Origin of the sequence: Bifidobacterium miconis, from assembly GCF_019331735.1 — a bacterium.
Lineage (GTDB): Bacteria > Actinomycetota > Actinomycetes > Actinomycetales > Bifidobacteriaceae > Bifidobacterium > Bifidobacterium miconis.
The window spans coordinates 26,453-35,471 of the sequence record NZ_JAHBBH010000024.1; the positions used below are offsets into that span (position 1 = coordinate 26,453).

9 protein-coding genes are annotated in these 9,019 nt (G+C 65.0%); 1 reads left to right on the forward strand and 8 read right to left on the reverse strand.

Annotation, left to right across the window (positions count from 1 at the left end):
• Positions 1–28: 28 nt before the first annotated feature.
• From pyrE to pyrB, 7 genes are all read right to left on the reverse strand, one after another.
• On the reverse strand, positions 29–727 hold the full coding sequence (gene pyrE / locus KIH79_RS08730; protein WP_219059029.1) for an orotate phosphoribosyltransferase: 699 nt from the start codon (positions 725–727) through the stop codon (positions 29–31).
• Positions 728–767: 40 nt separating this feature from the next.
• Positions 768–1,718, reverse strand: a complete 951-nt coding sequence (locus KIH79_RS08735; RefSeq protein ID WP_219059030.1) for a dihydroorotate dehydrogenase — start codon at positions 1,716–1,718, stop codon at positions 768–770.
• 4 nt (positions 1,719–1,722) lie between these two features.
• Positions 1,723–2,553 (reverse strand): dihydroorotate dehydrogenase electron transfer subunit, encoded by an 831-nt coding sequence (locus KIH79_RS08740; RefSeq protein WP_219059031.1) that lies wholly within the window; start codon positions 2,551–2,553, stop codon positions 1,723–1,725.
• 99 nt (positions 2,554–2,652) lie between these two features.
• Positions 2,653–3,627, reverse strand: a complete 975-nt coding sequence (gene pyrF, locus KIH79_RS08745) for an orotidine-5'-phosphate decarboxylase (protein WP_219059032.1) — start codon at positions 3,625–3,627, stop codon at positions 2,653–2,655.
• 15 nt (positions 3,628–3,642) lie between these two features.
• Positions 3,643–5,079, reverse strand: coding sequence for a dihydroorotase (locus KIH79_RS08750; RefSeq protein ID WP_219059033.1), 1,437 nt, complete (start codon positions 5,077–5,079; stop codon positions 3,643–3,645).
• Between the two features lie 124 nt (positions 5,080–5,203).
• On the reverse strand, positions 5,204–5,638 hold the full coding sequence (locus KIH79_RS08755; protein WP_219059034.1) for an aspartate carbamoyltransferase regulatory subunit: 435 nt from the start codon (positions 5,636–5,638) through the stop codon (positions 5,204–5,206).
• The gene (gene pyrB, locus KIH79_RS08760) at positions 5,638–6,600 is read right to left on the reverse strand and encodes an aspartate carbamoyltransferase (protein WP_219059041.1); all 963 of its coding nucleotides are present in this window, start codon (positions 6,598–6,600) and stop codon (positions 5,638–5,640) included. The genes KIH79_RS08755 and pyrB overlap by 1 nt, the downstream gene beginning before the upstream one ends.
• A gap of 312 nt (positions 6,601–6,912) precedes the next feature.
• Between pyrB and KIH79_RS08765 the strand changes: the two genes are divergently transcribed.
• Positions 6,913–7,656 carry a hypothetical protein gene (locus KIH79_RS08765; RefSeq protein WP_219059035.1) on the forward strand — a complete coding sequence of 248 codons (744 nt, stop codon included), beginning with the start codon at positions 6,913–6,915 and terminating at the stop codon, positions 7,654–7,656.
• A 93-nt stretch (positions 7,657–7,749) separates the two neighbouring features.
• On the opposite strand, the gene KIH79_RS08770 is transcribed toward KIH79_RS08765, so the two are convergent.
• Entirely contained in the window at positions 7,750–8,910 is a 1,161-nt protein-coding gene (locus tag KIH79_RS08770; RefSeq protein WP_236023747.1) for a GmrSD restriction endonuclease domain-containing protein, read from the reverse strand.
• Between the last annotated feature and the right edge of the window lie 109 nt (positions 8,911–9,019).

A 9,019-nucleotide genomic window follows, 5' to 3' on the forward strand; every position in this document is an offset into this window, starting at 1 on the left:
CATAGTCAATCAATGCGCAAAACCGCGATCACGCGCCGTACTGCGCGAGATACGCGTCGGCGGCGGCCTTGATCTCCGGAGTCACGTACGGTTCGCCGGAGGCGGTCTCGATGTGCTGGCCGGCCTCGAAGATCTCACGCACGTTGGCGATGGCGAACACCGGGAAGCCGAACTCCGCCTCGACGGCCTTGACGGCGGACAGGTCGGAGTCCTTGGTCTTCTCCATGCGGTCGACGGACAGCACAAGGCCCACGACCTCGACGTCGGCTTCGGCCTTGAGCTTGGGGATGACCTCGCGCACGGCGGTGCCGGCGGTCATCACGTCGTCGACGAGCAGCACCTTCATGCCGTCCTTGAGCTGCGTGCCGACCATCATGCCGCCGTCGCCGTGGTCCTTCTTCTCCTTGCGGTCGAACGTGTAGCCGACTTCCATGCCGTGCGCGGAGGTCAGCGCGATCGCGGTGGAGACCCCGAGCGGGATGCCCTTGTACGCCGGGCCGAACACGGTGTCGATGCCGGCGGGCAGATTGCCGGCCTTGATTTCCTCGGCGATTTTCTCGGCGTAGAACGCGCCGAGCGTGGCGATCTTGCGGCCGTCGTTGAACGCGCCCGCGTTGATGAAGTACGGGGACTTACGGCCGGACTTGAGCGTGAAGTCGCCGAACTTGAGCGCCTGCGAATCAAGCAGGAACTCGGTGAAGCGATGGTCGAGCGATGCGGTGGTCATGATGTTCTCCTTGTCCAGAAAATTCCTTGTCCGGAAACGGTCAGCGCCAGGTCTCGCCCGCGGCGAGCTTCGCCGCAAGCTCCGGACGCGAGTCGAGCAGATCGTCGAGTTCGCGCGCCACGCGGATCGGTGCGGTCGGATCGTAGAGCGCGGCCGCGCCCACTTCGACGGCGTTCGCGCCGGCGTACAGGAACTCAAGCGCCTTCTCGCCGGAGTCGATGCCGCCGATGCCGATGATCGGGATGTCCGGCAGGGCCTGGCGCACGCGCCACACGAAGCCGAGCGCGATCGGGAAGATCGCCGGGCCGCTCACGCCGCCGGTGCGGTTGGAGATGATCGGCTCTCCGGTGCGGATATCGATGCGCATGCCGACGAGCGTGTTGATCAGGCTCAGCGCGTCCGCGCCCGCTTCGACGGCGGCGCGTGCGATGAGCGCGATGTCGGTCACGTTCGGCGAGAGCTTGACGATCATCGGCTTGGACGTGAGCTTGCGCAGGTGGCTGATCAGTCTGCTCAGCGCGACCGGGTCGGTGCCGACGGACATGCCGCCGTGGCTCACGTTCGGACAGCTCACGTTGATTTCGAGCATGTCGGCGGACGAGTCGGCGAGCTTGGCAACGACCTGCGCGTAGTCGTCGTCGCTGTGGCCGGCGACGTTGGTGACGACGGTCGCGCCGAGTTCCTTGAGCTTGGGCAGTTCATCGACGAGATAGTGGTCGACGCCGGGGTTCTGCAGGCCGACCGCGTTGACCATGCCGGCCGGGCTTTCGGCCGTGCGCGGCCCGGGGTTGCCCTCCCACGGCACCGGGGAGACGCCCTTGGTGGAGATCGCGCCCATCTGGCTCACGTCGTAGAACCAGCGGCAGGCGGCCAGCTGGAACGTGCCGGACGCGGTGCCGACCGGGTTCTTCCATTCGACGCCGGCGACGACGGTCTTGTGCTTCCACTCGTGCTTCTCGTACACGTTGATCGGAGTATTCGCCTCGGTCATCGTCTCACGCCTCCCATCCGAGCTGTTCCGCGGTGAACACCGGGCCGTCCGAGCACACCTTCTTGCGTCCGTCGGCCGTGTCGACCACGCACACCACGCAGGTGCCGTAGCCGCAGCCCATGCGCTGCTCCATGCTCAGCTGGCTCGGGATGCCGCGCTTGGACGCCCATTGGGCGACCGCCTTCATCATCGGCAGCGGTCCGCACGAGAGGATCACCGGCGCGAGTCCGTCGCGGGTGAGCTCGCCGGCGGCCTCCATCCGGTCGAGCAGCGTGATGACGTTGCCTTCGGATTCGTCGATGCTCACCGTCGCGTCCGCGTAGCGGGACACGTACCGGTCGGCGAAGTGGTCGTTGCGGTAGCCGAACACGGCGGTGGTGCGCGCGTCGCCGTTCGGCTGCAGATATTGCGCGGCGTAGATGAGCGGCGGCACGCCGAGCCCACCGCCGACGAGGATGTAGTGCGATGGGGTTTTCGTGTTGAACGGCCGACCGAGCGGACCGAGCACGTCGATGCGGTCGCCGGCCGCAAGTTCGGAGAATTCCGCGGTTCCCTTGCCGACGACCGCGAAGATGACGCTCACCAGATCGCCGTCCACTTCGCTCACGCCGAACGGGCGGGGCAGCAGCTTCATCGGATCGTGGCTGAACAGGTTCACGAACTGCGCCGGACGCGCATGCTTCGCGATGTATGCGTCGCGGAACGTGAGACGGTACACGCCTTCGGTGAGTTCGGCGACTTCGGTGATGTCGACCGTGTGCCGGCCGGGGAAATAGCCGGCTTCGGTCGCCTCGGCGACCACGTCGGCGGTGGGGGTAAAGGGTGCTGTGGGCATTGCTTCCTTGGTTCTCCTCGTCTGCGTCATTCTCTAATCAGCGCCAATGGCCTAGCTTACGCCATGGCCTGCCGCCGATTCGTCCGGCCGGCATGCTGTTCATCGATACACGTTCACGCGCAGGTCGTCGCGCATGTCCTGCGCGGCCTTGCGTGCGGCGGAGGCCGCGAGGGCGAGCGCTTCGTTCGCGCTCATGTCGTCGCGGTATTCGCCGGTCTTCTTCCACGCGCCGATGATGCCGCGCGACGAGTTGACGATCGCTCCGGAGCCGTCCGCGTCGAACATGCCGGCGACACCCGCGGCCGTACCGCCCTGTGCGCCGTAGCCGGGCACCAGGAAGAACGTGTGCGGCATGCGTTCACGCAGGGCCGCGCCCTCTTCCGGGTGGGTCGCGCCGACGACCGCGCCGACGCGCGAGTAGCCGTGCCTGCCGATGGAACCGCTCCCCCAGCCTTCGACCAGATCGGCGACGCGCTCGTAGAGCTTGCCGCCGTCGGCGAGGTCAAGTTCCTGCAGCTCCTTGCTGGACGGGTTCGACGTGCGCACGAGCACGAAGATGTCCTTGTCGGCGGCCGCGGCCGCGTCCGTGAACGGCGTGATGCCGTCGGTGCCGAGGTACGGGTTGACGGTGACCGCGTCCTCATGCCACGGGTCGAACGGTTCGTTGCCGCTGTCGGCGTTTGCCACGCCGCTCAGGTGGCCGGCGTAGGCGGCGGCGGTCGAGCCGATGTCGCCGCGCTTGATGTCGCCGAGCACGTACAGTCCCTGCTGCTGCGCGTATTCGCAGGTCATCGTGTACACGTCCACGCCGGCCGGTCCGATCGCCTCGTACATGGCGATCTGCGGCTTGACGGCGGGCACGATGTCGGCGACCGCGTCGATGATCGTGCGGTTGAATTCGAAGTACGCGACGGCGAGCTGCGCCGCCGGGATCTCGGCCGGGTCCTCGACGGAGTCGCGCACCTCGTCGGCGAACGACGCGACGACCTGCGGCGGCACGAGCGCCGGAGTCGGGTCGAGTCCGACCACGCTCGGATTCTGCGCGTTCTCGATCGCTTCGATCAGTCGATCCATGACGTTGTCCTTTCGCTATTTGATCCTGCTGAACACCAGTTTCGATCCGATCACGGTGGCAAGCGGCCGGCCGGTGACCTGCCATCCGCCGAACGGCGTGTTGCGTGCGGCCGAATGGAACCGTTCCGGGTCCACCGCCCACGATTCGTTCGTGTTCAGAATCACCAGATCGACGTGTTCGGGATGTTCGACCTTGCTCAGATCCAGCGTGCGCTTGACCGCGCACTTGGACGACGTGTTGAGCAGTCCGGCGACGTCGGTCGGAACATGGCCCATGAGATGCTGCGGCGCAACCGACATGAGTTCGATGAGCCGCTTGTCGTCGATGTATCCGCCGTCCACCAGCACCTTGTGCGCCACGCCGTACGCGCATTCCAGTCCGATGATGCCGTTTGGCGCGTCGAGGAATCCGCGTTCCTTCTCTTCGAGCGTGTGCGGCGCATGGTCGGTGGCGAGCATGTCGACCGTGCCGTCCGCGATCGCGGCGATCGTCGCCTGACGGTCCGCCGCGGAACGCAGCGGCGGGTTCATCTTCGCCAGCGTGCCGTACTTGAGCAGATCCTCGTCGCACAGTGCGATGTAGTGCGGCGCGGTTTCGCAGGTGATCGGCAGCCCTTCGGCCTTCGCCTCACGGATCGCGTCGAACGAGATCGCCGTGCTCACGTGCTGGAAGTGCACGTGGACGCCGGTTTCGCGGGCCTTGGCGATGTCGCGCGCCACGATCTTCAGCTCGGTGTCCTCCGGAATGCCGGGCACGCCGAGTTCGCGCGCGACCGGACCGTCGTTGACCGCGCCGGTGTCGTGGTGTTCGCAGTGTTCGATCAGGTACAGGCCGGTGTCCTTGACGTTCGCGAGCACATCGTCGAGGATCGACGGAGTCACGGCAGCGCCGTCGTCGCTGACCGCGGTCACCGGATGGGCGATCTGGTACGCGTCCTTGGCCTCGCCGCGCACGGTCGCGGACGACGGCAGGTAGTCGCGCCAACGGGCCGGATCGGTCGCCTCGCCGCCGACGCGTCCCTTCGACGCGCACACGCACAGGTCGTAGCGCACCGGCAGCGCCGTGCCGTGCGCGGCTTCGTAATGCTGCAGGTAGTCGATCACCGTGCCGTATCCGACGTCGAGCACTTCGGACGCTCCGGGTTCGCCGGTCGTCACCGGCTCGCCGTCCATTGCGGGCACGGTGTTCGGCATGATGAGCACGTTCGTGTAGCCGCCCGACGCGGACGCGCGGCAGCCGGAAATCATCGATTCCTTGTAGGTCTGTCCGGGATCGCGGAAGTGCACGTGCGGATCGGCGAAGCCGGGCGCGACGGTCAGACCGGTCGCGTCGAACTCGCCGTCCGTCACCGCGCCGCTTTCGCTGAACAGTCGGCGTGCGTCGACTTCGGGGATCACCAGATCGATCGTCTCGCCGGTGTCCCACACCGTGATGTTGCGCAGGGTCAGCATATTGGCTCCTTGTTTGGGGTGCTCATCGGTTGTCGGGAAAGCCGGCTCCCTCCCATGCCGCTCCATGCCGTCGAGCGGACGGGTTCGGCGGGGTTTGCGGCGTGGCGGAGAGCCGGCGCGGAGGTCAGAGCTTCGCTTCCTCGTCGCAGTAGTCGCAACGGTATTCCTGACGCTCGGAATGCGTCAGGTGGAACATCTGGTCGATGCCGCGTTCGGTGGTGGTCACGCAACGCGGGTTCTTGCAGGTGAGGATGTTGACCACATGCTCCGGCAGCGTCGGCGTCTTCTTTTCGACGATCTTGCCGCCGCGCACGATGCCGACCGTCGCGGTGCGCGCGACGAGGCCGAGCACGTCGAGGTCGACGGCGGGCGTCTTCTTGCCGTCCTCGTCCTCGATCTTGATGATGTCCTTCGTGCCGTACAGGTGGCTGTCGGTGTTCATGATCAGCGCGAGCTTGGTCTTCGCCGGGTTGATCTTCAGGTATTCGAGCACCTTGAGCGCGGTGCCGGCCGGCACGTGATCGATGATGATGCCGTTGACGATGCTGGTGACTTCCATCAGGCCTTGGCCTCCTTGGCTTCAAGCGGTTCATATCCGGGCAGTTCGTCGCCGATCACGGAGCTTTCGAGCGCCATGCGCATGAGCATGCCGTTCTTCACCTGCTCGAAGTAGGCGGCGCGCGGGTCGTTGTCGACCTCGACGGCGATTTCGTTGATGCGCGGCAGCGGGTGCAGCACGGCCATGTCCGGCTTGGCGAGCTGGAGCTTGTCCTCGTCGAGGATGTACGTGTCGCGCAGGCGCAGGTAGTCGTCCTCGTTGAAGAAGCGCTCCTGCTGCACGCGGGTCATGTACAGCACGTCGAGGTCGCCGATCACGGAGACGAGATCCTTGACTTCGGTGTAGGAGCAGGACGGGGTCGCGTCGATGCGGTCGAGCACGTACTGCGGGGTCTTGAGCTCGTCGGGGCTGATGAGCACGAAATGCACGTTGCCGAAACGGCACAGCGTTTCGATGAGGCTGTGCACGGTGCGGCCGAACATGAGGTCGCCGCACAGGCCGACGGTCAGGTCGGTGACGCGGCCGAAGCGCGACTGCAGCGTGGCGAGGTCGGCGAGCGTCTGCGTGGGGTGCATGTGGCCGCCGTCGCCGGCGTTGATGACCGGCACCGACGCGGCGCGGGAGGCGACGAGCGCCGCGCCTTCCTTCGGATGGCGGATCGCGACCACGTCGACGTAGTTGGACACGGTCTTGAGCGTGTCGGCGATCGATTCGCCCTTGGACGCGCTGGACAGCTGGGAGCCGGCGAAGCCGATCACCTTGCCGCCGAGACGCAGCATGGCGGTTTCGAAGCTCAGACGCGTGCGCGTGCTCGGCTCGTAGAACAGCGTGGCCAGCACCCTGCCGTCGCAGGTATGCGCGACTTCCCGGCGATGGGAATCGATGTACTGCGCCTTGTGCAGCAGTTCCTTGATCTGGCGAAGGGAAAGATCATCGAGCGAGATGACGCTCTTACCAATCATCGGCGTCTCAACCGACTCGTCTGTTACTGACACGGCTCACCTTTCTTGCGTGAAGCGGATAAGGTGGCCACAGAAGTGACCTATCCGACTATACACGCGTTTCGCCGTGACGCGCGACCCCGCGTGTTCACTTCGCGTTCACGCGCAAGGGCCAGCAATGACGGAAGATGGTCTCGAAAGGCCGTCCGACGGAGTACGGCTGTGTCGACACGCCGATCCGCCCTTACCCGTTGCCGATTGTCCGGTTGTTATTGGTATGGCGTAAGCCGCCAATGCGATATAAGCTGGCGGATGTCGAAGGAAGGAAGCGCTATGGACACCGTACCGATCGATGCCGCGGGCGAAACGACGCAGGTGATTCCGCCCTATGTGCCTCCGCGGAACGAGCCGGAGGAACCGGATGCGCGGGGCTGCGGCGTTGCCCCGCGCGCGGGTGTCATGGGCATCGTCATCACGGTCGCCGTGGTGTTGCTCGTCATCGCAGGCATATGGACGACGATGCGCGTCCATGCGCAGCATGAGGCTGCGCTGAATTCCTGCCGGTCGTCGCTTGCCGCGTATGCGAAGGCACACAGTCGTCTGCAACGGGCCACCGGAACCGCGGCATCATCGGTTTCCATGGCATGTTCCAGCGGGGATTCCACGGAAGGCCTGTATGCCGCTTCCTCCGTTCTGCGATCCGCGGCAGACACGATGGACGAACAGGCGACCGCAGTCGAGCAACGCAACCGTGACGACAGTCACGGCAATGCCGACCGGGAACAGTCCGGAACGGCGGACTCGTCGAATGATGCGGCGGAAGCCAGACGGGAACTCGGCAGGTCCATCGACGCCGCACAAGCCCTGCTTGACGGCGTGAAGAACAGCATCGGGAACGGCACTGCGGGAACTATGGTCGTCAATGGACTGGGCAAGGCCATCGACGCCGCAAACCAGCTTATGAACGACAGCGGCATCGCCGACTCCAAGTATTACAAGGCGGCCAAGGTCACGCTGGACGAGGCCGTCACCGCAGTGAACGATTGGGTGGACGCGCAGGCCAATAAGGCGGACTGACCTGCCGGACGTCGGCTTGTCCTGCGCTGTTCTCCATGCTCGTTGCCAAGGCGGCGTAGCCGGACGATCGTTCACTGCGGCATGGCGTTATCGCTATTCGCAAGCGACTCCGTTGCCGTCGCGGTCGAGTTTCGCGGAATAGCCCGGATCGCCCTTGCGCAGCGGCGCCTTGCCTGCGGCGCGCACCGCGTCGCAGTTCTTGTAGGTGACCGTGCCGCTTTCATCCGCATCGCCGGTATTGTTCGACGATTGCTGGTCGGCGGAGGTGCCGTTCTGTCCGATGCCTTGGCTGGTGCTCTGCTGATCGGCGTTCTGCTTGGCATCGTCCGTGCTGCTGCCGGAAGATGTTGCATCAGCGTCTTCCGGCACGGTTTGCGACGGGCAGCCGGCAAGCACGTTCGCCATCGCGTCGTGTTCGGCCTGGGTGACCCACAATGCATATTTTGCCTTCACGCCGATCTGCCGAGCCACGTACGAGCAACGATACGATTTGTTGGAAGGCAGCCACGTCGCCGCGTCGCCGTCGCTTTTCTGCTGGTTGGAAGGACCGTCGACCGCGAGCAGATTGTACGGATCGTTGGCCAGCTGCCTGCGCTGGTCGGCGGTCAGCTGCTGGGCGCCTTTCTGCCATGCGTCGGACAATGCGACGACATGGTCGATCTGCACGGCGGCGCTCGTGTTCTGTCCTCGCACGAAATTGATGACGGACCCGGTGTACGGATCATTGAGCGTGCCGGTCGCGACGACGCAGTCATGCGTGCCCGCCTTGTAGGTTTTGTCGGTCAGGTCGCGGTTGAGAATGTCGTTGCGCGTATCGCAGCCGTTGTGATCGACATCGGCCCATGCCGCGCCGAACTGGTCACGCGAATAGCCGGTTTTCGGAGCACGGCCTTTGACGGGAAGTTTTGCCAAGGCGTCGGTTGCCAGAGATCCGCCTGCATTCGTTCCCGTAGACGTGGTTTGGTCATTGCCGTCTGGTTGCAGTGACGACGTGCAGGCGGACAGCCCCAATGCCGCTGCCAGTGCCAGTGCCACGATTCCGGCAGCACGCCGGCGCCCGCTACGCTGTGTTTGGCCCGAATACGGCGACATGATCATAACCTCCTGTATCGCTGTGGATATGTCCGGCATGCGATTATACGGAAATATGCTGTACATATGAGGAAAGCCCGGTGCCGTCATTGGTGTCGGGTTTTTGGCTGGTTGGGTATACGCGAAAGAGCCCCGGGCCGCGAGGTGGATGCGGTTTGGCAATGGTGGTGGATATGGGAGGGGCCCCGGGAGCGTGTGCTCGACCGGGGCCTCTTGTCAAGTTGGATGCGGCGGTGTGCTACTCTCCCACACTCTATCGGGTGCAGTACCA

Excerpts from the sequence above, each read along its gene's own strand:
- KIH79_RS08765 (WP_219059035.1), top strand. The coding sequence starts at position 6,913 with ATGGACACCGTACCGATCGATGCCGCGGGCGAAACGACGCAGGTGATT.
- KIH79_RS08755 (WP_219059034.1), bottom strand. The coding sequence starts at position 5,638 with ATGGAAGTCACCAGCATCGTCAACGGCATCATCATCGATCACGTGCCG.
- KIH79_RS08735 (WP_219059030.1), bottom strand. The coding sequence starts at position 1,718 with ATGACCGAGGCGAATACTCCGATCAACGTGTACGAGAAGCACGAGTGG.
- KIH79_RS08750 (WP_219059033.1), bottom strand. The coding sequence starts at position 5,079 with ATGCTGACCCTGCGCAACATCACGGTGTGGGACACCGGCGAGACGATC.
- KIH79_RS08740 (WP_219059031.1), bottom strand. The coding sequence starts at position 2,553 with ATGCCCACAGCACCCTTTACCCCCACCGCCGACGTGGTCGCCGAGGCG.
- pyrE (WP_219059029.1), bottom strand. The coding sequence starts at position 727 with ATGACCACCGCATCGCTCGACCATCGCTTCACCGAGTTCCTGCTTGAT.
- pyrF (WP_219059032.1), bottom strand. The coding sequence starts at position 3,627 with ATGGATCGACTGATCGAAGCGATCGAGAACGCGCAGAATCCGAGCGTG.
- pyrB (WP_219059041.1), bottom strand. The coding sequence starts at position 6,600 with ATGATTGGTAAGAGCGTCATCTCGCTCGATGATCTTTCCCTTCGCCAG.